We start from the raw sequence: 24,508 nt of genomic DNA, 5'->3' as shown, positions 1-24,508 counted from the left end.
CGCGCGGTTCGTGCAGCGTCAGGGTGCAGTAAACGACGCGTCACGCACACCCGGAATATGAAAGGTCTGCTGGAAATAGGACCGCAGCGCCTGCATCGGCGGCGTGAATTCCGCGCCACGCCGCCAGGCCAGGCCGACATCCATGGCCGGGACGGGGTCACGCACGTTGATCGTCTCGATGCGCCGGCCCTCGAGCGACCAGGGGCGGTGTACCATGTCGGACAGAATGGCCACGCCCTGGCCGTTGGCGACCAGCGAGCGCACCGCCTCGACCGACGACGTTCGCAGAATGACGCGCGGCTGGTAGGTCGACGTGCTCCAGTATTTCAACGAAGAATGCGCCGCCTCGTCGACCGTCAGCATGATGTAGGGCTCCTCCGAGATCTCGCGAAAGCCGACGCTGTCGCGCTGAAGCAGCGGATGCTGGGCCGGCACCCAGAGCCGGCGCGTCGAGCTCATGAGCTTTTCCGTCGTCAGTGCCGGGTTGAGGATGTTCGAGGTCAAAAGCACCGCCATGTCGTAGCGGTTGGTGAGCAGGCCCTCCTCGATCGATTCCCGCTTGAGTTCGAACAGCTGCAGCTCGAGTTTCGGAAACAGGCGCCGCAGCCGCTCGATGTGCTGCGGCAGGAAATAGCCGATGACGGTATAGGTGGCGGCGATCGCCAGCGTGCCTTCGACGGCGCTGCTGACGACGTTCAAGTGGGTCGCCTCGTCCACCTTCTTCAGGATCTCGTAGGCGTGCGACAGGAACTGCCGTCCTGCCATCGTCAGGTCCATGCCGCTTGGCGTGCGCAGGAACAGATTGGCGCCGACGATGCGCTCCAGCTCCTTGATCGCCGTGGTCACCGCAGACTGGGAGATCGAAAGATCGACCGCCGCCTGCGATATCTGGCCGAGTTCCGCCGTTGCGACGAAATAGCGAAGCTGGCGAAGGCTGATCGACATGGCGCATCTCCCATCTGATTTTTTTATACTTTGACTGAGAAAATCAGAAAGTCTGCCGCGTCTTTGAGCAGCCAACTGGTCATCCCTCAGGCATTGCAGCGTAAACCACTCTAAAGACGCTAATTTTTGCTGGAGTTTTTTGCAACTGCGAATTCTGAAATTCAGATACATGACATGTGAAAATAGAATTTTTCAAATGCTCTGTTTCGCCCTAGCGTTCTCTGGAGGTCAGGGTTGCCGGGAGAGCAATCTCCAGGAGAGCGACCTGCAACAGAGGGATGAGGCATTGCTCGACGTCGTCGACATCAATTGCGACATGGGAGAAGCGTTCGGCCGCTGGCGCATCGGCGACACCGACGATGCGGCACTGATGCCGCTGATCAGTTCTGCCAATATCGCTGCCGGCTTCCATGGCGGCGATCCCAACCTGATGGATGAAACGGTTCGGCTCGCGGCCGAACACGGCGTCGGCATCGGCGCCCATCCCGGCTATCGCGATCTGCAGGGTTTCGGCCGCCGCAAGATCGCGGGCACCGCCCGCGAGCTTGTCAACGATATCGTCTACCAGGTCGGCGCAATCCGCGAATTCGCCCGCCGTCACGGCGCGCCCTTGCAGCATGTGAAGCCGCACGGTGCGCTCTACATGGAGATGGCGGTCAATCGCGAACTCTCCCAGATCTTCATGCAATATATGCGAACGGTCGCGCCGAACGCCTTTGTTTTCTGCATGGCCGGATCGGCGACAGAGCTTGCCGCCGAGGAGGTTGGCCAACCGGTTATCCGCGAGTTCTATGCCGATCGCGACTATGACGATAGCGGCTCGATCGTGTTTACCCGGGATGCCGGCCGGCCGGATGCCACGGCAATCGCGCGCAAGGTCGTTCGCGCCTGTCGGGAAGGGCGCGTGCGCACGGTCACCGGCGCCGATGTCGAGGTCCCGTTCGAATCCATCTGTTTTCATTCCGATACGCTGGGCGCGCTCGATATCGTGCGCCTCATGCGGGAGGCGCTGAGTGCCGAGGGCATCCGCATCGCTCCCGTCTCGCAGGTCAAAACCAAATAACATAGCGGAGGCAACCATGAGCAAGCACGAAATCCGATCGCCCCTTCCAGGAACCTTCTATCGCTCGTCTGCTCCGGATGTCCCGCCCTTCAAATCGGATGGCGATGCCGTTACCTCCAACGACGCCATCGGCCTGATCGAGGTCATGAAGACCTTTCAGGAGATCCAGGCCGGCGTGGCCGGCGGCAGCATCCGCTTTCTCGTCGACAACGAAGAGCCCGTGATGGCCGGCCAGGTGATCGCCGAGGTCGACCAATGACGATCCGTTCGGTTCTCGTTGCCAATCGCGGCGAAATCGCCGTCCGCATCATCCGCGCCGCCAAGGCACTCGGTATCCGCACCGTCCAGGTCTACAGTGCCGCCGACGCCGACATGCTGGCGGTCAAGCTCGCCGACGAGGCGATCGAGATCGGACCGCCGGCGCCGAAGAAGTCCTATCTCGACATCGCGGCGGTGATCTCGGCTGCCAAGCGCGCCAATGTCGATGCTGTTCATCCGGGTTATGGTTTTCTGTCGGAGAACGGCGATTTCGCCGATGCGGTGGTCGCCGCCGGCCTCATCTTCATCGGCCCGTCCGGCGATGCGATCCGCCTGTTGGGCGACAAGGTTGCCGCCCGCGCCGTCGCTGAGAAGGCCGGCGTGCCGACGGTGCCGGGCAGTGACGGCCGGATTTCCAGCCTGGCCGAGGCACTTGAGGTGACCGAGCGCACCGGCTTTCCGGTGATGATCAAGGCGGCAGCCGGCGGCGGTGGCCGCGGCATCCGCATCGTCAACACTGCGGCCGAGCTGGAGACCCAGTTTCCCCAGGCATCCGCCGAGGCGCTGGCATCCTTCGGCGATGGCGGCCTCTATCTGGAAAAGGTCATCACCCGCGCCCGCCACGTTGAGGTCCAGATTCTCGGTGACGGCAACAATGTCGTGCATTGCTTCGAGCGCGAATGCTCGCTGCAGCGGCGCCGGCAGAAGGTTTGGGAAGAGGCGCCATCGTTCCTGCTTCCGCCTGAAGTGCGGCAGAAACTCTGCGACAGTGCCGTCGCCCTGGCGCGCTCCGTCGGCTACCGCGGGGCGGGCACGGTGGAATACCTTTACGACGACGAGACCCGCCAATTCTATTTCATCGAGGTCAACACCCGTATTCAGGTGGAGCATCCGGTGACCGAAATGATCACCGGCATCGATCTGGTCGAGGAGATGTTCCGCATTGCCGCCGGCGCCTCGCTCTCGGTTCGCCAGGCCGACATCGCCGTCAAGGGCCATGCCATCGAATGCCGGATCAATGCCGAGGATCCTGCGCGTGGGTTTATGCCGGCGCCGGGCAGGATCGAACGGCTCGAGGTGCCCGAGGGCAAGGGCATCCGTTTCGATACGATGCTCTACGAGGGCTACGTCATCCCACCGTTCTACGATTCGCTGCTCGGCAAGCTGATCGTTTGGGGTGAGGACCGGGCGGCCTGTCTGGTCCGTCTCTCGCAGGCGCTGGCGCAGCTGAAGATCGAAGGCGTGCCGACGACGATCCCGTTGCATCGGGCGTTGGCTGCAGACCGGCAGATCGCCACGGGTGCCTTCCATACCCGCTTTCTCGAGACATGGCTTGAAACTGAATTTGCCGCCGATGGCGGCCGTGCCGCGGAGGTCGCGTGATGCCGACACGATACACGTTCGGAGGCGACGAACACCTGTTCGTCGAGTGCAGCGACGAGATGTCGTTGGAAGCCTTCTTCAAGAGCCTCTCGATGGCCAACGGCGTCAAGCAGAGCGGCATCAAGGGCATTACCGAAATCTGCCCGGGCAATGCGTCCTTCCAGATCAAGTTCGATCCGGACCTGATCAAGCCCGATGATGTGCTGAGGGAAGTCCGGGCGATCGAGGGCGCGGCCGAGCGGTCCGAGCCTGTCATCCGCACCCGCATCGTCGAAATTCCGGTCTTTTACAACGACCCCTGGACGCACGAGACGCTGATGCGCTTTCGCGAACGCCACCAGGAGCCATCAGGGACCGATCTCGATTATGCCACCCGGATCAACGGTTACGGCGACGTCGACGATTTCGTCGCCGCCCATTCCGGATCGCCGTGGTTCGTATCGATGGTTGGATTCGTTGCCGGCCTGCCGTTCATGTACCAGATGGTCGAACGGCAACGGCAGATCCAGGTGCCGAAGTATCTCCGCCCACGAACGGACACGCCACGGCTAACCGTCGGCCATGGCGGCTGCTTCGGCTGCATCTATTCGGTGCGCGGTGCCGGCGGCTACCAGATGTTCGGCATCACGCCGATGCCGATCTTCGATCCGACCCAGACCACCAGCTATCTCCGCGATTTCATGGTGTTCTTCCGGCCGGGCGATATCGTCAAATTCAAACCGATCGACCGCGATGCCTATGATCAGGCGGTCGAGGATGTCGACAAGGGGCGCTTCAGCCCGCCGGTTCGCGAGGTCAGCTTCGACCTGCGCGAATTCCAGAAGGATATCACTGGCTACAACACCCGGCTGGAGGGCATGATCAATGGCCATTAAGGTGCTGCATCACGGTCTTGCGACCACCGTCCAGGACCTTGGCCGTCCCGGTTACTTCCATCTCGGCATTCCGCTCGGCGGGGCGATGGATCGCTTTGCGATGCGCGCCGCCAATCTGCTGGTTGGAAACGACGAGGGCGCGGGCGGCCTGGAGGCGGTGTTCCTCGGGCCCAAGCTGGAATTTACCGAAGACACGGTGGTTGCCGTCACCGGAGCGGACATGCCGGCGAAGGTCGATGGGGTGGAGCAGGCGGGGTGGACGGCTTTTCCTGTTCGCGCCGGGCAGACCCTGACCTTCGATTTCCTCAAAGCTGGCGCCCGCATCTACATCGCCGTTGCCGGTGGCATCGATGTGCCGTTGGCACTCGGCAGCCGCTCGACCTACCCGATCGGCGCGCTTGGCGGCTACAAGGGCCGGCCGCTTGCGGCCGGCGACGAACTGCCGGTCGGTGCCGGCAACGGTTCGGGAGAAGGCCGCTCGGTCGGCGCGCAACTGCGGCGCCTGCCGGCGGCGCCCGCGGCGCTGCGTGTCCTGCCCGGTCTCTACTGGGATCGTCTGGCCGATGAGGCGAAGCAGAGCTTCTTTGCCGACGAATGGAAGGTGGCGCCCGAAGCGGATCGCATGGGCTACCGCTTTCGCGGCGGCCGTAAACTCTCCTTCATCGAACGTGAGCAACCGTTCGGTGCCGGTTCCGACCCGTCCAACATCGTCGACAGTTGTTACCCCTACGGCTCGATCCAGGTTCCCGGCGGAACCGAGCCGATCATCCTGCATCGCGATGCGGTGTCGGGCGGCGGCTACTTCATGCTCGGAACCGTGATTTCGGCCGACATGGACCTGATCGGGCAGATGCAGCCGCATACGCCGACGCGGTTCGTCGAGGTGACAATGGACGAGGCGCTGGCGGCGAGGGCTGAGGAAAACGCCCGGCTGGAAGCGCTGCGCACAGCGCTGCGCTGACGGGGTCCGGGGAAACGGAGGGCAAGATGAAGCGCGGGCAAAAGGATAAGGGACCAACAGCCGCGCTCAGCCACCTGAGCCGGCTATGCAACGATGCCGGGCGTTTTTACCTATTCGACGACGCGCGTCAGATAGGCGGCGGTGACGCTCGGGCCTGGAATGATCGCGACGATCTTCATCTGCGCGATCGTCCGGTTCATCGAGGCGTCGATGTGGTTCTCCAGCATCGCCGCCGCCGCCGCGGTCGCACCGCGCGTCATCAGCTCCACGATCAGTCGGATTTCCGCAATCACCGCCGGGTCGCCGGGCAGGCCGAGCTGGCGCAGCAGCCGCTCGGTCGCCGTCACCGGCAGCAGGTTGTTGCGGATCAGTTCGCGCAGCCGTTCGTTCGGCAAGGCCAGCACGCAGCACTCGGTAAACTGCGTGCGGATGTCCTCGAGGTCTTGCCAGGCGTCCGCCGATTGCGCGCTGTCGAGCTCGCTGAGCCGGTTGAACAGGGCGGCAAGCCGGTCCCGGTCGATACGGCTGGCGCCAAGCGCAAGCGCCTGCGGCTCAAGCAGCCGGCGCAGCATGAAATGGTCCTTGACGGTCTGGGCCGTCAGCGGGCCGGCAATCCAGTGCGAACTTTGGTTCTTGCGCACCAGCCCGCGCTCGCGCAACCGGGTGAGCACGTCGCGCACCACCGTGCGGCTGACGCTGAAGTGGTTGGCGAGTTCGTTTTCGATGATGCGGTACTGACCGAAGATCACGCAGCCGGCGACGTCGTTCTCGATTTCGGTGTAGATGCGCTCCCAGGACGAGCGGCTTTGCAGCGCTTCGTCGGCATGTTGCGGGATGGTGAGCCCGAGCGACTTGATGTCGGTCCGGTTGGGCTCGATCGCGCGGCCCGGCGGCCCGACGAGATAGCCGCGCCCCTTGAAGCGGTGGACGAGGCCGTCGCTTTCCAATTGCAACAGCGCCCGCTGAACCGGCGCGCGCGATATCTGCAGGATCTCGGCAATCGGCCCCTCGAGCAGGACAAGTCCGGGCGGCAGAATGCCATCGGCGATATTGCTGCGCAGAACGTCCTCGGCAATTTCGTAGCGGCGCTGGGTATTCTGGCCGAGGCGTGGCTCGCTCATGCGATCGGGTGTCTTCCGTTTGGCTGGCAACTTCGTCCTCTTTCTTTACGCCACTTGCCGGGGAATGTGACAGCTGAAAATAAATGCATTTTGCATACCAGTTGGCAAATTAAATGTGCGTTTGCTCATCGCATTTGGTGTCGAAGAGCGGAATGCAGAACGTCGGATGACGGAATCGGCGATGAATTGGTCGCTGCCCTCCTGCTGCTACACGGAAGGGCGGAGTTGATTGATGCCCCGGATTGCACGGTGTTCCCGGCCAAGGGATGCGCCTTGTGATCTGGAACGGCGTCAGTAGCGCGCGAGTGCGTGATGGCGCATTTCGCGACGACCTAAAAGACGAATAAAAGTCTATTGCATACAAAAATCATTCATGTCATTGTTCGTGACATGCAAGCGCTCAGAAGAAGCGTGCAGGTGGAACTTATTTTTTGAACCGCAAAGGACCTTCATCCCCGACGCGCATGTGACCATGCGCGAACGCAATCGCATGTCCGTTCGGATGCCTCCTCGGCTCCGGCGAAGGCGAAGCTTTGGGTGGTGGGTGTCTGGACGGCAAACTGGCAGGAAACCAATGTCGACGGTCCTTCAGCTCAAGAACATCACCAAAACCTACGGCGACATGCGCGCGCTCAACGGCATCGATCTCGCTTTGCCCGGAGACGCCTATATCTCGCTTCTCGGGCCGAGCGGATCCGGCAAGACGACGCTCTTAAGGGTCATTGCCGGTTTCGAACAACCGGATGGCGGCGCGATCCTGTTTGATGGCAAGCGCATCGACACTATGGCGCCGCATAAGCGCGGCATCGGCTTCGTCTTCCAGAACTTCGCGCTCTTCCCGCATCTTTCCGTCGCCCAAAACATCGCCTTCGGCCTGGAAAACAGGGATGTCGAGCCGGTGACCGACCGGCGTGTCGTCGACGCCAAGGTGCGCGACATCATCAGCCTCGTCGGCCTTTCCGGTCTCGAAGGTCGCGCGGTCACGCAGATCTCCGGCGGCCAGCGCCAGCGCGTCGCCCTGGCGCGCACGCTTGTCACCGAACCGCGCATGGTGCTTCTCGATGAGCCGCTCGGCGCGCTCGACGCCAATCTGCGCGCCCGGATGCGGGCGGAACTCAGGGCAATCCGGGAGCGCTGCGGCGTCACCTTCCTACATGTCACCGGCAGTGAGGCCGAGGCTTTGGCCATGGGCGACACCGTGCTGGTGCTGGAAAGCGGCCGCATCGCCCAATCGGCGGATTCCGACACCGTCTACAATCGCCCGGCGTCGCCGGCCGTTGCCCGCTTTCTCAATTGCTACAACCTCTTTCCAGGGCGGATCGAAGGCGGCGCCTTCGTCGGCGGCGTCGGCCGGTTTGCGCTTGGCCCCGCGGTGACGGCGCGCTCGGCGTCGCCCGCCTATGCGATCCGCTACGACCGGGTTTCCGTCAGGCCGCGCGACGCCGCCATCACTGAGGATGAGATCCGGATCGAGGCGAATTTCGTCGCCAGCGAATATTCCGGTGCCGCGGTCAATTCCTTCTTCGCGCTCGATGACGGCCGGGTTTTCGAGGTCGAAAGCCATCTCAGCCACGCAGCGCCCGAGACCTATGCCGAACAGGGCCGCTACGCGCTCGTTTGGAAGCGGGAGGATGCCCTTGTCTATGCCTGAAACCGCTTTTGCAAAACCCGGCGCCGAGGCGCCGCACCGTTCCCGCCCGGAGAATGAGAGATGAGCATGATGGCCGTTGCGGAGCAGACGGAAACAGAGACCGTCGCCGAGAAGAAATCACCGGGAAAGGCGCTTTGGCTGCTTGCCCCCGGTGTCATCTGGATGACCCTCTTCCTCGTCCTGCCCATCCTGATGATGGTCTACGTGTCCTTCTGGACGCAGACGACCTTCACGATCGAGCCGACACTGACGCTGAAAAGCTGGATCACCTTCTTCACCAGCGACACCTATCTGGGTGCCTTGTGGACGACGGTGCGCATCTGGCTGATCGTTCTCGTCGCCACCGTGCTGGTCGGCTATCCCGCTGCTCTTTTCGTCGGGCTGTTCGTCAAGAACAAGGCGCTGCAGACGGTGCTTCTGGTGCTTTGCGTCATCCCCTTCTGGACGTCGTTCCTGATCCGCGTCCTTGCCTGGCGGCCGATGCTCGGCAAGGAGGGTGCGATCAACATGATCCTGATGAACCTCGGCATCACCGACGCCCCGATCGAAGTGCTGCTGTTTTCCGAACTGTCGGTCATCATCGGCATGACCCAGATCTACTGCGTCTTCATGGTCGGCCCGATCGCCTTCATGCTCGGCCGCATCGACACCTCCATCATCGAGGCCGCCCAGGATCTCGGCGCCGGCTTCTGGCGCATCTTCCGCACGATCATCCTGCCGTTGTCGATGCCGGGCGTGGTCGTCGGTGCGATCTTCGTCTCGGTCATGGTTCTCGGTGAATTCGCAACTTCGGCCGCGCTCTCCGGCCGCAAGGTCAACCTGCTCGGAAACATCATCGTCACCCAGGTCGGTTCGCTGAAATGGGCCTTCGCGGCGGTCGCGGGCGTCGTCCTCACAATCCTGATGGGCGCGGTCGTAGCCGCACTCCTGAGGGTCGTCGATCTCAGGAAGGAGCTCTGATCATGAATGCCAGCGGCATGAAATTCAGCCTCGGCGCCTATACCGCGCTCTTCCTCGTCTTTCTCTATGGCCCGCTCGTCGTGCTTGCCATCCTGTCCTTCCAGACGGGGCCGGAAGGCGGGCCGCAGTTCCCGATCATCGAGTGGTCGACCTATTGGTACAAGCACCTCTTCGGCCTGACGCCGCCGTCGCGCATCGCGCCGCTGCCGATCGAGCAGGCGCTGGTCCGCTCGCTCGGGCTTGCGGTGATGACCATGATCGTCTCGACGGTGCTGGGGGTCACGGCGGCGCAGGCCTTCCGCCGCAAGTTCCGTGGCTCGGGTGTGGTCTTCTACCTCATCGTCCTCGGCATGATGGTGCCGGGCGTGCTCGTCGGTCTCGGCATGGCGCTCGTTGCCAACACGCTCGGCATCGACCGCCATTGGTGGAGCACCGCCTTCGTTCTCCACGTGGTCTACACCTTCCCCTTTGCCTTCCTGGTGATGCTGGCAATCTTCAACCGCTTCGACCCCAGCATGGAGGAGGCGTCCTGGTCGCTCGGCGTCACGCCGGCGCGCACCTTCCGCAAGGTGACCTTCCCGCTGATCTTCCCCGGCGTGCTCTCCGCCATGCTCTTTGCCTTCACGCTCTCCTATGACGAGTTTTCCCGCACGCTTTTCGCCTCGGGCCGCGACTTGACGCTGCCTCTGGCGATCTACGGCACCTTCTCCGTCGAAGTGCATCCGAACGTCTTTGCCTTCGGCGTGTTGACGACGCTGTTCTCCTTTGCGCTGCTCGGCACCTATGCGGCGCTGATGATGCTTTCCGTGCGTCGTGCCAAACGCATCGCGATCCAGGAGGAGGCGTGATGGCCGGCTCTGCTCTTGGCTCTGCGATCGTCACCGGCGCCGGTTCCGGCATCGGCCGGGCCATCGCGTTGCGGCTGGCGGCTGATGGTTATGCCGTCGTCGTCAACGACCTGTCGCCGGAACGCTCAGAGGCGGTTGCAGGCGAGATCGCTGCTGCCGGCGGCGTGGCAACAGCGATATCAGGCGACGTGTCGAGCGAAGCCGATGTCAAGGCGACGGCGGAAAGGGCGGCGCAGCTGCACGGTCCCGTGGCCCTGCTCGTCAACAATGCCGGCATCGCGCATCAGGCGCTGTTCGAAAATCTTGAGGTCGCCGATTTCGACCGGATGTTTGCGGTGCATGTGCGCGGCACCTTCCTGATGACCAAGGCGGTGCTGCCGGCCATGCTTGCCCGCGGCGAGGGCGTGATCGTCAACATGGCCTCGCAGCTCGGCCAGATCGGCGGCGTCGAGCTCGTGCATTACTCGTCCGCCAAGGCCGCGATCATCGGCATGACCAAGGCGCTCGCCCGCGAGGTTTCGAGCCGCGGCGTGCGCGTCAATGCGGTCGCGCCCGGTCCGATCAATACGCCACTGGTCATGGGGCTTTCTGAGGATTGGCGGGCCGCCAAGAAGGCGCAGCTGCCGCTCGGGCGCTTCGGCGAGCCGGGCGAAATCGCCGCGACCGTTTCATTCCTGGCTTCGCCATCGGCGAGCCTGTTCGTCGGCCAGACGCTCGGCCCCAACTCCGGCGACGTGATGCTCTGACAGGAAAGATGGAAATGACAAATCCTCCCAAGACGTCCCGCATTGTCATCGTCACCGGTGCCGGCATCGGTATCGGTCAGGCGACCGCCCGGGCCTTTGCCGCCAAGGGCGATCATGTCGTCGTCACCGATATTCTCGAGCGCGAAGCATCGGCGACGGTCGATGCCATCCAAGAGGCCGGCGGCTCCGCCGAGTTTGCCTATTACGACGTCCGCTCGACATCGGCGACCGACGCGCTGGTCGCTGACCTGGAACAGCGGCACGGCCGCATCGACGTCGTCGTCGCCAATGCCGGCATTGCCCATCGCACGCCGCTTGCCGAGCTGACCGACGACAAATGGGACCTGACCTTCGATATCGACCTCAAGGGCATCTTCCGCCTCGCCCGTGCCGTTGCACCCGGCATGCGCCGGCGCGGCGAAGGCAGCATCGTCGCCCTCTCCTCGATCATGGGCGTTGCCTATGGCTGGGACGAGCATGTGCACTACTCCGCCGCCAAGTCCGGTGTGGTCGGTCTGGTGCGGGGGCTTGCAGTCGAGCTTGCCGGCGACGGTGTTCGCGTCAACGGCATTGCGCCCGGCTACATCCGCACGGCGCAATTGCTTTCAAAGGAAAACTCGCTGGGACCTGATGGTGCCGAGGCGGCTGCCGATTTCATCCCGATGAAAAGGCTCGGGACGCCGGAGGATATCGCCGACGTCATCGCGTTCCTGGCGTCCGACAGCGCGAGATACATGACCGGCCAGGTGCTGGTCGTGGATGGAGGCCTCCTGGTGGGGCGGTACTGAAGCTGCACTACGCGGCGAAGAAACAAGGGGCGCGTGTCAAACGGGTTCCGGGGAACAACAACAACTGGAGAAGAGACAATGCCAAATCTGGAACTCAATCGCCGCTCGCTCCTCAAACGGTCCGCCGGGATGATGGCGCTTGCAATGGGGGGCGGCACGCCGTTCCTGTCGTCGCGCGCCGCCTTCGCGCAGGTCGCCGATCTCGCGGGCCAGCAGTTGCGCACCATCGGCCTCTCGGTCACGGTCCAGGAGCGCATCCTCGAGCAGTTCAAGGCGGCTGCCGGCGTCGGCGGTACCTCCGGAACGGCGGCGACCTTCCCGGACGCCCAGACGAAGATCCTCTCCGGCTCCAAGGATTATGATTGCTGGGAAATCATTGCCGAGCGCCTGCCGTCGATCGTCATGACCAACAATGTCGAGTCCATCCCGGCCTCGGCGCTGAAGAACTGGGCCAACATCCGCGATACCTTCACGACCGCCAGCGACAAGTGGGATCGTGGCGCCCAGATCATCGGCCAGATCTGGACCGACGAAAGCCAGACGGCGCTGAACATGGTGCCGGCCGTCTATAACTACGATTCGATCGGCTACAATCCGGACGTGCTGTCGGCCGAGGAAGCCAACAGCTGGACCGCGATCTTTGATCCGAAGTGGAAGGGCAAGTCCGGCATCAACACCGACCCGCTGATCGCGATCGGCCAGGCGATCATGGCGATGAACTCGCTCGGTCTTTCCGACGTCAAGAACCCCGGCAATGCGACGGCGGCCGAAATCGACGAGGCTGCAGCCTTCCTGATTTCCAAGAAGAAAGAGGGCCAGTTCCGCGCGCTTTGGGGCGATTTCGGCGAACTCGTCAACCTGATGGCATCAGGCGAAATGGTCGTCTGCGATGCCTGGCAGCCGGCAGTGATGGCGGTCAAGGCGCAGGGCAAGCCTTGCCGCTACGCCGTGCCGAAGGAAGGCTATCGCGGCTGGGCGATCGGCCCGGCGATGATTGCCGGAACGGCCAACAAGGAGGCGGTCATCGCCTATGCCGACTACTGGCTCTCGGGCGAGCCGGGCATCACCGTTTCCGAGCAGGGCTATTACTCGCCATCGACCAACATCAAGAACGTCATGGCGCCGGAGAAATATGCCTTCTGGTATGAGGGCAAGCCCTGGGTCGGCGCCGAAGAGCGCGGTATCAAGGAGGGCGACCTGCGCGACGGCGGCTCGCTTGAAGAGCGCGCCAAGAACGTCGCCTACTGGCACCAGTGGCCGGACGAATACGACCATCTGATCCAGAAGTGGGACGAATTCCTCAACGCCTGATCGGACATGCCGGGAGGCAGGCGCTTCCCGGCATCTTTAGACATCGTGCGTGGCCCTTGCACAAACGACCGTGCGGTCGGGGCCCCGCGCCCGATACCAGCGATTTCAGCAAGCTCCGGAGAGCCACGATGATCTTCGACCTCGAACTCAACAATGTCGGCAAGGTCTACGACAACGGCACGCCCGCCGTGATCGATTTCAACCTGTCGGTTTCCAGGGGCGAGTTCATCGCGTTCCTCGGTCCCTCCGGCTGCGGCAAGACGACGACGCTCCGCATGATCGCCGGCTTCGAGTCGATCTCCTCCGGCGAGATGCTGATCAAGGGCAAACGCATGAACGACATCCGGCCGGAACACCGGCCGACGTCGATGATCTTCCAGAGCTACGCGCTCTTTCCGCATATGACCGTGCGCCGCAATGTCGGCTACGGGCTCGACGTCAAGGGCATGGCGAAAGCCGAGCGCGACGCCAAGGTCGACCGTATCCTGGCGACGCTCGGGCTGGAGGACATCGCCGAGAAGAAGCCCGACAGGCTTTCCGGCGGCCAGCGCCAGCGCATCGCGCTGGCCCGCGGGCTCGTCGTCGAGCCGGACATTCTTCTGCTCGACGAACCGCTTGGGGCACTTGACGCCAACCTGCGCAAGGCGATCCAGAACGAGCTGAAACTGCTGCAGAAGACGCTTGGCGTCACCTTCGTCTTCGTGACCCATGCCCAGTCCGAAGCCTTGGCGCTTTCCGACCGCATCGTGGTGATGAACCAGGGCAAGGTCGAACAGATCAGCCCGCCGCATCAGCTCTATACCCGGCCGAACACGGCCTTCGTCGCCCAGTTCATCGGCAACAACACGATCTTCCAGGGCGAAGTCGATGGTGCCTCCGACGACCGGACGCTCGTTTCGACGCCGCTCGGCCAGCTTTGCGGCCGGCCGAACGGCGTGCTTTCCACGCGGTCGCGGGTCAATGTCGTCATTCCGGCCGAAGCGATCGAGGTGCACCCGGCCGCCCGGGTGTCGCGTGACCAGATTGCGCAGACGGTCGGTGGCAATGTCGTCAGCGCCAGCGTGCGTCGTTTCGACGTCGTCGGCCACGTGTCCCACCTGACGGCGGCGCTTGGCGACGGGCGCACCGTCTCGCTCGAAGCCCATGTCGACAAGTACCAGCCAGACGCCTTCCCCGTCGGCGCCGACATTCTTCTCAGCTGGCAGCCGGGCGAAGCCACCGTCATTCCAGCATGATCACTGGAGCGGGATGAGGAAAAGTGTGTGCGGTTTTCCGCCCGCATCCCGCTCTGACTTATGAGCAGAAAACACGAAGGAGACATACATGGCCAAGGAAATCCTCTGCAGCTTCGGCATCGACGTCGACGCGGTCGCCGGCTGGCTCGGTTCCTATGGGGGCGAGGATTCGCCTGATGACATTTCGCGCGGCCTTTTTGCCGGCGAGGTCGGCAGCCCGCGCTTGCTGAAGCTGTTCGAGCGCTTCGGCATCAAGACCACCTGGTTCATCCCCGGCCATTCGATCGAGACCTTCCCGGAACAGATGCAGGCCGTCGCCGATGCCGGTCACGAGATCGGCATTCATGGCTATACCCATGAGAACCCGATCGCCATGACACGCGAGCAGGAAACGGAGGTCCTCGACAAGTGCATCGATCTGGTCACCAAGCTTTCGGGCAAGCGCCCGACCGGCTATGTCGCGCCATGGTGGGAGTTTTCCAACGTCACCAACGAGTTGCTGCTTGAGCGCGGGATCAAGTACGACCACTCGCTGATGCACAACGACTTCACGCCCTATTATGTCCGCGTCGGCGACAAGTGGACCAAGATCGATTATTCCAAGAAACCCTCCGACTGGATGGTGCCGCTGCAGCGCGGCAAGGAGACCGATCTGATCGAAATTCCGGCCTCCTGGTACCTCGACGACCTGCCGCCGATGATGTTCATCAAGAAGTCGCCGAACAGCCACGGCTTCGTCAATCCGCATGACATCGAACAGATCTGGCGCGACCAGTTCGACTGGGTCTATCGCGAGATGGACTATGCGGTGTTTCCGATTACCATCCACCCTGATGTTGCCGGGCGCCCGCAGGTGCTGATGATGTTGGAGCGGCTCTATGCCCACATGATCAAGCATCCGGGCGTGAAGTTCGTGACGATGAACGAGATAGCCGACGATTTCGCCAAGCGCTTTCCGCGCAAGAAGTGATCCACCGACAGGGGCGGTTTGACCGCCCCGTCTATCAGACAGGTTGGATGAACGATGTGCTCTCTCTGCGGTGTCCTTGGAGGCAACGAACACTGGGCCGATGCCGTGGCGCGGCCGGGTGTCTACACCCGCAATGTCGAGCGCATCGATCGCAGGCGCGAACGCGCCAACCGCGTGCGGATCGCCAATGCGATGCTGGCGCGTTTCGGCCTGACCATCTCGGATTGGCAGGGTGCATCCTTCGTGTTGTCGACGCGTACGGGCAAAAGCGAGATCATCGAAGATCTGGGCCATCTCTGGCCCGCCGCCGAACGGCTTTGCGGCCGCCCCTGCGACCCGCTCGATCCGGCTCTGATTGACGCCGCGGAGGCCGCGATCGATGACTGAACCGCAAGTCCCATTGTTGACCCCGATCAACCTGCTCACGGGCTTTCTCGGCTCCGGCAAGACGACGCTGCTTGCGCGCCTGCTCGCTGATCCCGCTCTTTCGGATGCGGCGGTGCTCATCAACGAATTCGGAGAAGTGGGGCTCGACCATCATCTGGTCGAGCGCATCGACGACACGATGGTGCTCCTGCAATCGGGCTGTCTCTGCTGCACGGTGCGCGGCGAGCTTGCCGATGCGATCAAGGACCTGCATTCGAAGCGGGAACGCGGGCTGGTCCCGCCCTTTCGCCGCATCGTCGTCGAAAGCACCGGGCTTGCCGACCCGTTCCCGGTGCTGTCGACGATCAAATCCGACCCGGTTCTGCGCCACCATTTTCGCCCCGGCAACGTGATCACCACCGTCGATGCAGTCAACGGGCCCGGCCAACTCGGCACCTATGTCGAATCCAACCGCCAGGTAGCCGTTGCCGATAGGCTGGTCGTCACCAAGGCCGATCTGACGCCCGCGGCCGATATCGCCAGTCTTGGCGAGAAACTGCGCACCATCAATCCGGACGCGCCGCTTCTGACGGCGACCGATCCGTCCTTCGTTGTCGCCGACCTCGTCGATGAGAACCTCAGCCTGCGTGCAGCGGCACTGCAATCGACAAGCGGCTTCTACTGTGAGGCGCCGGTTCAACTGGCAACGGCGGGAGGTGCCGCGCATCAGTCGGCGGTGACATCCTTCGTGATGACGGTGGAGCGTGCCATAGACTGGACGGCCTTCGGTATCTGGCTAACGATGCTGTTGAACCGCCACGGCGAAAAGGTGCTGCGCGTGAAGGGCATTCTCAATATTGCCGGCGAGGAGCGGCCGGTCGCCATTCATGGTGTTCAGCATCTGGTGCACACGCCGGTGCACATGGAGCGATGGCCGGACGAAGATCGTCGCTCGCACATCGTGTTTATCGTTGACGGTCTGGACGTTGGCCTGCTGAAACGATCGTTCGAGGCATTCGCCCTCGACCGGTCGCCAGTCGAAACGGCGGCCGTCCCGAAACGCAGTCTGCAGGAACATCAGTCGTTTTCATGAGCAAGCACCAGCCTGACCAAGCGACAACAGCGACACCGTCCCTTCATCTCTCCGGGCGTCCACGTCTGCGCGTGCTCGGCACGGCGATCTCGCTGCTCGAAGAGTTGCGGGTCCGCGCCGAGGCGGATCTCGGCATCGATGTCGTGTTCGACAACAACGACTTCCTGACGACCCAGCACAAGGCGGCACAGGAGCCTGATAGTTACGACATCTACGACCAGTGTTTCCATAACCTCGATATCGTCTGGTACTGGCGGGCGATCCAGCCGATCGATATCGCGCGTATCGCGCTTTGGGACGAGATCAACGATCTGACGAAGACGGGCCATATCGGCCCGAATGCCCGCCTGGGGCAGGGGGATGCGCCGGTCAAGAAACTGTTCGTGCAGCCCAATCTCGAACTGGGTGATACTCCGTCGAGCACGATCTCGATGTTGCCGACGACGCATAATTTCGACAGCTTCGCCTATCGAACCGATGTTGCGCCCAATACGGTGTCGATGAACAGCTGGGCGGCGCTGCTCGACGAGCGCTGGGCAGGGCGCGCGGCCCTCGTCGACGAGCCGGCGATCGGCATCTTCGATGCCGCCCTTGCCGCGCAGGCATCCGGGCTCATGTCGTTCGACAACATCGGCAGCATGACGGTCGACGAGATCGACCGGCTGATCGGGCTCTTGGAGGAGCGCAAGAAGAACGGCTATTTCCGCGCCTTCTGGCGCACGGCCGAGGATGCGGCGCGGTTGATGGTGCGCGGCGAGACCGATATCCAGAGCATGTGGTCGACCGGCATCAGCATCCTCAACGGCCAGGGCGTTCCGGTGGAACAGGCGGTGCCGGCCGAGGGCTATCGCGCCTGGCATGGCGGGCTGTGCCTGGCGCGGCATCTGTCCGGTCGCATGCGCGACGTCGCCTATGACTATCTCAACTGGTGGATCTCCGGCTGGCCGGGCGCGGTCGTGGCGCGGCAGGGCTATTACATTTCGACCCCGGAGCGCTCGCGGCAGTTCATGTCGGTGGCCGAATGGGATTACTGGTATGGCGGCCTGCCGGCGGCATGCGACCTGCCGGGGCCGGACGGTACCATCCGCATTCGGGCCGGATCGCTCAGGAGCGGCGGCTCCTATTGGCAGCGCGCCAACTGCATCGCGGTCTGGAACACCACCATGGACGAGCACAATTACCTGGTTCGCCGCTGGATGCAGCTGGTCGAGAGATAGTGGGAAACGGGGATGACGCAGAATCTTGCTGGACGGTCGATCGCGCAGCTTTCGGTACTCGTGCAATCCGGTGCGCTCGATCCACGCGATCTGGCAGGCTGGACGCTTGAGCGGATCCGCAGCCACGACGACCAGGTCATCTTCACCACGGTCCTGCCGGAGCGGGCGATGCGCGAAGCGGACGCTTCCGCGAAACGTATAGCAGCCGGCCGCCCGCTCGGTCTTCTCGACGGGATTCCCGTCGCCTGGAAGGACCTGTTTGCCATCGCAGGCATCCCGACGACGGCCGGGTCGGTGGTTCTGAAGGACGCGCCGGTAGCGCAAGCGGACGCGGCGGTAGTGGCGGCACTCGCCAGCGCCGGCATGGTCAGTGTCGGGCGGGTCAACATGAGCGAGTTCGCTTTCTCCGGGCTCGGCATCAACCCGCATTACGGCACGCCGCGCAATCCGCGCGCGCAGGATGTCGATCGATTGCCGGGCGGCTCGTCGTCCGGCTCCGGCGTTGCTGTCGCCGCCGACCTCGTGCCGGTGTCGATCGGCACGGATACGGGCGGGTCCATCCGCATCCCTGCCGCCTTCAACGGCATCGTCGGCTACAAGGCGACGCGGGGTCGCTATTCCATGCGCGGTGTCTTTCCGTTGGCCAAGAGCCTCGATTCGCTCGGCCCGCTCTGCCGGACGGTGCAGGATGCCGTCTGGGTCGACGCCGCAATGCGCGGCCTGCCGGCGCCGGAGATCCAACGCGGCAGTCTCGACTGCCTGTCGATCGTGGTGCCGACAACGGTGGTTTTCGACGGTGCCGAAGACGGTGTCGTCTCAAGCTTCGAAGCCGCGCTCGGTCGGCTGGAACGGGTTGGCGCCCATGTGCGCCGCCAGCCGTTTCCGGCGTTCGAACGCATCTTCGAGGCCATGGCGCGGCATGGGCCGCTGGTCACGGCCGAGGCCTTCGCGCTGCATCGCGAGCGGCTGGAAGGCCCGCAGGCCGCATCGATGGACCAGCGCGTCGTGGCACGGGCACGGCTTGGGCGAGGGATCAGCCTTTCCGACTATGTCGAGACGCTTGAGTTACGCGAGGCACTGATCGCCGAGATCGCCGCCAATATCGGGCCAAACGAGCTTATCGCCTATCCCACCGTCGCGCATGTGGCGCCTCCCACTGCGCCGCTTCTCACTGACGATGCTTTGTTCGTCGAAACCAACGCCAAAACCTTGCGAAACACATCGATCGGCAACTTCCTCGACTGGTGCGGCGTCTCGCTGCCCTGCGGCCACGGGGCCGCCGGCATGCCCGTTGGCCTGCTCCTTTCCGCCCAGCCGCATCACGACGCGCATCTCTTGTCGATGGCGCTTGCGGCGGAAGCGGTCGTCCGTGCCGATTGAAGGGCTGGTCGCCCCGACACTACGCCCACCGACAAGAGCGAGCGCACTTTGCGACTAGCCGAGGCGGGAAAGGCGTAGTCTACTGCTCGGCGACCTTCCGGAAACGCCGGTCGCAAAGGCCCTGAAGAGGCTGCGACGTTCAAGGCGACCGGTCGGGAAAAATGGGCCGCGATCGGCCGTCGCCTCGGCAACACGGGAACAGCCGAAGCGAACGGACGGCGGACTGGATGGGAGCTTCGCATGGACGTGAGTTATTCCACGGCAGGCACGGTTGCGTTCGAGCGCAAGCGCTATTGGGACGAAGCGGTATCGAGCACCTACTTCCCGCTCGACCTGCGCTTCCAGAACTCGGCGGAATTCTCCGGTGAGCTGAACGTCTGGGATCTCGGCGCGGTGTCGCTGTCGCGGCTTGAATCCGACGGCCTGCTCTATCGCCGGCAGAAGCGGCACCTGCTGCACGAACGCGAAGAAAGCTACCTGATCACGGTGCCGGAGACGGCGGAGATCAGTTTCGAGCAGAGCGGCAAGGCAGTGCGCTGCAAGCCGGGCGCCTTCCTCGTCGAGCGCAGCCATCTGCCTTACGAATTCAGTTACGCGGCCAAGAACACGCTTTGGGTGCTGAAGGTGCCGATCGCCACGCTGCGGCCGCGTGTCGGCCTTCCCGAACGTATCGCGTCGCTGAGCTTCGATTCGACCCGGGGCACCGGCGCGTTGTTCGTCGATATGATCCGGCTGATCGCGCCGCGGCTCGTCGAGATGGATGCTCCCGCCCGCGACATGACGGGCAAACATCTGGTCGATATTCTTGCGATGTCGCTCAGCTCCGACGAGCGCATGCTGACGTCGGATGCCGGCTCGGTGCAGGTCGGCCACCTGCATCGCGTCGAGAGTTACATCCGTGCCAACCTGGCCCGGGCCGATCTCGGGCCGCAGACGATCGCCGATGCCTGCGGCATCTCGGTGCGCTACCTGCATCAGCTGATGAAGCGGCAGGGCACTTCCGTGTGCCACTGGATCCGTGTCCAGCGGCTTTTGCGCTGCGACGAGATGCTGCGCGATCCGTCCTGCCGCAAGCTGGTTTCGGAAATCGCCTATGCGCTTGGTTTCAGCGACCATGCGCAGCTGAGCCGCCACTACAAGGCGCATTTCGGCTACAGCCCGACAGAAGCGCGCGAGCGCTACAATCTGACGAGCCCGAGCGGACCCGGCTGAGCCGGGCGACAGACAACTCCAGACAGACATCAGGTGATCGCACGCCCGTCCGGGCGAAGGGCGAAGCCTTGCCCGATTTTGAACGGATACCCGCTTTTCAACGGATGAAAGACAGGAGAGGGATTTTGCAGAACCTTCGCGTTGCGGTCGATGTCGGTGGCACCTTTACCGACATCTGCATCATGGACGAGACCACGGGCCGGATCCGGGTCGAAAAGACGTCGTCCTCCGCCGACCCGATCGACGGGATCATGTCCGGGGTAGAGAAAGCCGGTATCGACCTGTCGAAGGTGGCGCTGTTTTCGCACGGCACCACCGTTGCCACCAACGCCCTGATCACAAGGCGCCTGCCGCGCACGGCGATGGTTTGTACCCGCGGCTTCCGCGATGTGATCGAGATCCGTCGCGCCAACAAGGAAGACCTCTGGGATACCTACAAGGATGTGGTGCCGCCCTATGTGCCGCGGCGCGACCGGCTGGTTGTCTCCGAGCGCGTCGACGCGCAAGGCGGGGTGGTCGCCACGCTCGACGAGGACGAGGCCCGTGAGGTCGCGCGCATTCTCAAGCGCCGCAATGTCGCAGCCATCGCCGTCTGCTTCATGAACGCCTTCATGAACGGAGCGAACGAGCGCCGGATGAAGGAAATCCTGATGGAGGTGATGCCCGGCGTGCCGGTGTCGACCTCCTCGGAAGTCCTGCCTGAAATCTTCGAACATGAGCGATTCTCGACCACCGTTGCCAACGCGGCGCTCAGCCCCGTCGTCGTCGACTATACGTCGCGGCTCGGCAAGCGGCTGCAGCAGGAAGGTTATGAGCGCGATCTGCTGCTGCTGCACACCGGCGGCGGGGTGATGACCCCAAAGAGCGTCGAGGATTTTGCCGCGCGCCTCGCCGGCTCCGGCATCGCCGCCGGCGCCATTGCCAGCAAATATATCGCCGAGCTCTGTGGTTTCAAAAACTCCATCGGGCTCGACATGGGCGGCACGTCGACCGACGTGTCGCTCGCCTATGACGGCCAGTCCCGCATCACCAAGGACTGGTTCATCGAGTTCGGCTATCCCATTCGCTTCTCCTCGATCGAGGTCCTGACGATCGGCGCCGGCGGTGGGTCGCTTGCCTGGACCGATGAGGCCGGATCGCTGCGCAACGGGCCGCAATCGGCCGGTGCTAATCCTGGCCCGGCCTGCTACGCCAAGGGCAACCGCCAGCCGACCAACACCGATGCCAATGTCGTGCTCGGCCGGCTCGGCACCAGTCTTGCCGGTGGCAAGATCACGCTAGACGCAGACCTTGCGCTTGAGGCCGTGCGCGAAGGGGTGGCCGAGCCGTTCGGGCTTGAGCCGCATGCGGCCGCCGATGCCATCATCCGCGTCGCCAATGCCAACATGTCGGACGCGGTGCGGCTGATCTCGATCAGCCGTGGTTATGATCCGCGCGACTTCGCGCTCGTCGCCTTCGGCGGTGCAGGCGCGCTGCATGGCGCGGCGATTGCCCGCGAACTGTCGATCCCCGCCGTCATCGTTCCGCCGAACCCCGGCGTCACTTCGGCACTCGGCTGCCTGCTCGTCGACATGCAGCACGACTTCTCGGAAAGCTACCTGAAGCCGGCCGCCGACGCCGACGCGACGGCGATCGAGGAGGCGTTCCTCCGCCTCGAACAGGAAGCGTCCGAGCGGCTTGCCCATGAAGGCGTCGCGGCCAAGGACGTGGTGCTCCAGCGCAGCATCGACATGATGTATCTCGGGCAGTGGCGGTCGCTCGCCGTCGCCGCACCAGCGCCGGTTACCGCCATCGCGCCGCTGGTCGAAGCCTTCCATCGCGAACATCAGCGCGAATACAACTTCCGTCGCGACGAGACGCCGGTCAGCCTGTTCCGCATCAACTTGAAGGCCGTCGGCATGGTGCCGAAGGCGTCGCTGGCACGCCACGAGCCGACGGCGCTCACCCCCGAGCCGAAGACGCGGCGGAGCGTCTGGTTTGCAGCCGACGCGGCGCTCGATACGCCCGTCTACGACCGCGAAACTCTGCCTGTCGGCTTCGTCTTCAAGGGACCGGCCATCGTCGAGCAGCTCGATTCCACCGTCGTCGTCCCGCCGGGAACGACCGCGGAGGTGGACACCTATCTCAACATCATCATCCGTATCGAAGGTGAAGCGAATGTCTGAACAGCAAAACCTTGACCCGGTGACCTTCGAGGTCCTGAAGAACTCCTTCATCACCAGCGTCGATCAGATGGCCGAGCAGATCCTGAGAACCTGCTACTCCTTCGTCATCTACAACCGAGACTTCTCCAGTGCCCTTCACGACGCCGAAGGCAATTCGGCAGCCCAAGGCAACCAGGACATCGCGGTCCATGTCGGCACGCTGCACTTCACCTGCAAGGACGTCATCCGCGCCTTCGGCGACGACATGCATCCGGGTGACGTCTACGCGATCAACGACCCCTATGCCGGTGGCACGCACTTCAACGACGTCCGGCTCATCCGGCCGATTTTCGTCGACGGCAGGATCATCGCCTTCAGCCAGTCGAACGGACATTGGTCGGATCTCGGCGGCAGCGTGCCCGGCTCCTTCGATGTCGCCGCCAAGGAGATGTTCAGGGAGGGGATGCGCATTACGCCGATCCGGCTCTACGACAAGGGGCGGTTCTGCAAGGACGTCGCCCACCTGATCGCCTCCAACACCCGCGATCCCGCCTCGATCATCGGCGACATTCACGCCCAGGCGCAGGCGACCCAGGTCTGCGAGCGCGAAATCCTGCGGCTCGTCGGCAAATACGGCGAGGGCACGGTGAAACAGGGGCTTGGTGCGGTCCAGGACTATGTCGAACGGGCCATGCGCCAGCGCATTGCGGCACTGCCCGACGGCGAATGGGAAACGCAGGACTTCATCGATCGCGACCCGGCCGGCAATGAGGGCATGATCCCGATCAAGGTCAAGCTGACGATCAAGGGCGATCGGGCGATCTACGACTTTACCGGCAGCCACCCGACCATCGGCTCGATCTACAATTCGGCTTTCGGCGCGACCTTCTCGGCGGTCGCGGCGGGCATGAAGACCTTCTTCCCCGACCTGCCGCTCAACAGCGGCTTCTACCGGGTGTTCGAAATCATCGCGCCGGAAGGTTCGATCGTCGACGCGAAGTGGCCGGTGGCCGTCACCGGCTTCCTCATGCCGTTCGAGAAGATCATGAACGCGATCTACGAGATCTGGTCGAAGATTATCCCGGAGCGCGCCATCGCCTGCGCCTTCAACCTTGAATATCTCCTGACCGGCGGGCGCGACGCCCGGGCCGCGGAAAAGCCGATCTTCATGTTCTACGACTGGTTGCCCGGCGGTTGGGGCGGGCGCAACGGCATGGACGGCTGCAACGTGACGACGGCCTGCTTCGGAACCGGCCTGATGGCCCAGCCGGTCGAGGGTCAGGAGCGGGCAAACCCGATCCTGACCACCGAGTTCGAGGTGCTGACCGATTCGGCCGGCCCCGGCAAATGGCGCGGCGGAGCCGGTGTGCTCAAGACATCCCGCATGCTCGAAGCCGAAAACACGATCATTTCCTACATTTGCGACCGCGAACGCGCCATCGTCTGGGGCATCGAGGGCGGGTTGCCCTCGATGCCCCACGGACTGACGCTGACGCGCGAAAAGACCGGCGAAAAGGAATGGCTCGGCGCGACCTTCTCCGATGTCGCGATCGAAGCGGGGGACATCTTCTCGCGCCCGACGGCCGGCGGCGGCGGTTTCGGCGATCCGCTCGAGCGCGATCCGCAACGGGTTCTTGCCGATGTGATCGACGATTACGTCTCGGTCGAGCGGGCGGCGAAGGACTACGGCGTCGTCATCGACCCCGTCGATCCCGAAATCTGCGCTTACGAGATCGATGCCGCCGCGACGGCCGATTTGCGGCGACAGATCCGAACCGAGCGCCTGGGGTGGTTGGAGACGGATCCGGCTGAGGTTTCAGAGAAATTCAAGGCCGGCGAGATCGATGCGCTCGATGCCGTGCGCCGCCATGCCGTGATCCTCGACTGGGACACGGGCGACCTGCTGCCCGCCTCCACCGAACAGTTCCGCGACATGTATCGCAAACGGTCGGCGGCGGCCTGGCAATAAGGACGGAAACGC

The 24,508-nt window shown here is 63.5% G+C and carries 22 protein-coding genes; 20 read left to right on the top strand and 2 right to left on the bottom strand.

The features are described 5' to 3' along the window. Window positions 1-18: 18 nt before the first annotated feature. Window positions 19-945 carry a LysR family transcriptional regulator gene (locus BC363_RS31145; protein WP_065785138.1) on the bottom strand — a complete coding sequence of 309 codons (927 nt, stop codon included), beginning with the start codon at window positions 943-945 and terminating at the stop codon, window positions 19-21. Window positions 946-1,231: 286 nt separating this feature from the next. Here BC363_RS31145 and BC363_RS31140 point away from each other — a divergent pair, with 286 nt between their 5' ends. Genes BC363_RS31140 through BC363_RS31120 form a run of 5 tightly spaced genes read left to right on the top strand, consistent with a single transcriptional unit; the run spans window position 1,232 to window position 5,485 of the window. Next, entirely contained in the window at window positions 1,232-2,008 is a 777-nt protein-coding gene (locus tag BC363_RS31140) for a 5-oxoprolinase subunit PxpA (protein ID WP_065785137.1), read from the top strand. Window positions 2,009-2,024: 16 nt separating this feature from the next. Continuing rightward, window positions 2,025-2,267: an acetyl-CoA carboxylase gene (locus BC363_RS31135; RefSeq protein ID WP_065785136.1), complete on the top strand. Its 243-nt coding sequence runs from the start codon at window positions 2,025-2,027 to the stop codon at window positions 2,265-2,267. After that, window positions 2,264-3,649, top strand: a complete 1,386-nt coding sequence (locus BC363_RS31130) for an acetyl-CoA carboxylase biotin carboxylase subunit (protein ID WP_065785135.1) — start codon at window positions 2,264-2,266, stop codon at window positions 3,647-3,649. Before BC363_RS31135 ends, BC363_RS31130 begins: the two co-directional genes overlap by 4 nt. Next, the gene (locus BC363_RS31125; RefSeq protein WP_065785134.1) at window positions 3,649-4,524 is read left to right on the top strand and encodes a carboxyltransferase domain-containing protein; all 876 of its coding nucleotides are present in this window, start codon (window positions 3,649-3,651) and stop codon (window positions 4,522-4,524) included. Before BC363_RS31130 ends, BC363_RS31125 begins: the two co-directional genes overlap by 1 nt. Further along, window positions 4,514-5,485, top strand: coding sequence for a biotin-dependent carboxyltransferase family protein (locus tag BC363_RS31120; protein ID WP_065785133.1), 972 nt, complete (start codon window positions 4,514-4,516; stop codon window positions 5,483-5,485). Before BC363_RS31125 ends, BC363_RS31120 begins: the two co-directional genes overlap by 11 nt. A gap of 110 nt (window positions 5,486-5,595) precedes the next feature. Here the strand turns inward: BC363_RS31120 and BC363_RS31115 are convergent, their stop codons facing one another. Next, window positions 5,596-6,606, bottom strand: coding sequence for a GntR family transcriptional regulator (locus BC363_RS31115; RefSeq protein WP_065785132.1), 1,011 nt, complete (start codon window positions 6,604-6,606; stop codon window positions 5,596-5,598). Window positions 6,607-7,180: 574 nt separating this feature from the next. Between BC363_RS31115 and BC363_RS31110 the strand changes: the two genes are divergently transcribed. The 15 genes from BC363_RS31110 (at window position 7,181) to BC363_RS31040 (ending at window position 24,496) form a co-directional block, all read left to right on the top strand. After that, window positions 7,181-8,257, top strand: coding sequence for an ABC transporter ATP-binding protein (locus tag BC363_RS31110; protein WP_065785131.1), 1,077 nt, complete (start codon window positions 7,181-7,183; stop codon window positions 8,255-8,257). Between the two features lie 60 nt (window positions 8,258-8,317). Beyond that, window positions 8,318-9,217, top strand: coding sequence for an ABC transporter permease (locus BC363_RS31105; protein WP_065785130.1), 900 nt, complete (start codon window positions 8,318-8,320; stop codon window positions 9,215-9,217). Between the two features lie 2 nt (window positions 9,218-9,219). Next, window positions 9,220-10,065 (top strand): ABC transporter permease, encoded by an 846-nt coding sequence (locus BC363_RS31100; RefSeq protein ID WP_065785129.1) that lies wholly within the window; start codon window positions 9,220-9,222, stop codon window positions 10,063-10,065. Next, the gene (locus BC363_RS31095; RefSeq protein ID WP_065785128.1) at window positions 10,065-10,811 is read left to right on the top strand and encodes a 3-oxoacyl-ACP reductase family protein; all 747 of its coding nucleotides are present in this window, start codon (window positions 10,065-10,067) and stop codon (window positions 10,809-10,811) included. The genes BC363_RS31100 and BC363_RS31095 overlap by 1 nt, the downstream gene beginning before the upstream one ends. A 14-nt stretch (window positions 10,812-10,825) precedes the next feature. After that, window positions 10,826-11,599 (top strand): SDR family NAD(P)-dependent oxidoreductase, encoded by a 774-nt coding sequence (locus BC363_RS31090; protein WP_065785284.1) that lies wholly within the window; start codon window positions 10,826-10,828, stop codon window positions 11,597-11,599. Between the two features lie 78 nt (window positions 11,600-11,677). Further along, window positions 11,678-12,910, top strand: coding sequence for an extracellular solute-binding protein (locus tag BC363_RS31085; RefSeq protein ID WP_065785127.1), 1,233 nt, complete (start codon window positions 11,678-11,680; stop codon window positions 12,908-12,910). Between the two features lie 128 nt (window positions 12,911-13,038). Continuing rightward, the gene (locus BC363_RS31080) at window positions 13,039-14,145 is read left to right on the top strand and encodes an ABC transporter ATP-binding protein (RefSeq protein WP_065785126.1); all 1,107 of its coding nucleotides are present in this window, start codon (window positions 13,039-13,041) and stop codon (window positions 14,143-14,145) included. An 88-nt stretch (window positions 14,146-14,233) separates the two neighbouring features. Continuing rightward, window positions 14,234-15,115 (top strand): polysaccharide deacetylase, encoded by an 882-nt coding sequence (locus BC363_RS31075; RefSeq protein ID WP_065785125.1) that lies wholly within the window; start codon window positions 14,234-14,236, stop codon window positions 15,113-15,115. A 54-nt stretch (window positions 15,116-15,169) separates the two neighbouring features. Further along, window positions 15,170-15,502 (top strand): hypothetical protein, encoded by a 333-nt coding sequence (locus BC363_RS31070; protein WP_065785124.1) that lies wholly within the window; start codon window positions 15,170-15,172, stop codon window positions 15,500-15,502. After that, window positions 15,495-16,574 carry a GTP-binding protein gene (locus tag BC363_RS31065; RefSeq protein WP_065785123.1) on the top strand — a complete coding sequence of 360 codons (1,080 nt, stop codon included), beginning with the start codon at window positions 15,495-15,497 and terminating at the stop codon, window positions 16,572-16,574. Before BC363_RS31070 ends, BC363_RS31065 begins: the two co-directional genes overlap by 8 nt. After that, entirely contained in the window at window positions 16,571-17,791 is a 1,221-nt protein-coding gene (locus BC363_RS31060; RefSeq protein WP_065785122.1) for an extracellular solute-binding protein, read from the top strand. The genes BC363_RS31065 and BC363_RS31060 overlap by 4 nt, the downstream gene beginning before the upstream one ends. Window positions 17,792-17,803: 12 nt before the next feature. Then, a complete protein-coding gene (locus BC363_RS31055) occupies window positions 17,804-19,171 on the top strand; it encodes an amidase (RefSeq protein WP_065785121.1) in 1,368 nt (455 codons plus the stop codon). A gap of 240 nt (window positions 19,172-19,411) precedes the next feature. After that, the gene (locus BC363_RS31050) at window positions 19,412-20,383 is read left to right on the top strand and encodes a helix-turn-helix domain-containing protein (RefSeq protein ID WP_065785120.1); all 972 of its coding nucleotides are present in this window, start codon (window positions 19,412-19,414) and stop codon (window positions 20,381-20,383) included. 125 nt (window positions 20,384-20,508) lie between these two features. Beyond that, complete coding sequence (locus BC363_RS31045) at window positions 20,509-22,548, top strand: hydantoinase/oxoprolinase family protein (RefSeq protein ID WP_065785119.1); 2,040 nt, start codon at window positions 20,509-20,511, stop codon at window positions 22,546-22,548. After that, a complete protein-coding gene (locus BC363_RS31040; protein WP_065785118.1) occupies window positions 22,541-24,496 on the top strand; it encodes a hydantoinase B/oxoprolinase family protein in 1,956 nt (651 codons plus the stop codon). The genes BC363_RS31045 and BC363_RS31040 overlap by 8 nt, the downstream gene beginning before the upstream one ends. The last annotated feature ends 12 nt before the right edge of the window (window positions 24,497-24,508 follow it).

It is taken from the genome of Ensifer sp. LC384 (assembly GCF_001695865.1).
In the GTDB taxonomy this organism is placed as follows: Bacteria; Pseudomonadota; Alphaproteobacteria; order Rhizobiales; family Rhizobiaceae; genus Ensifer.
This window is presented reverse-complemented; position numbering and strand designations above follow the sequence as displayed.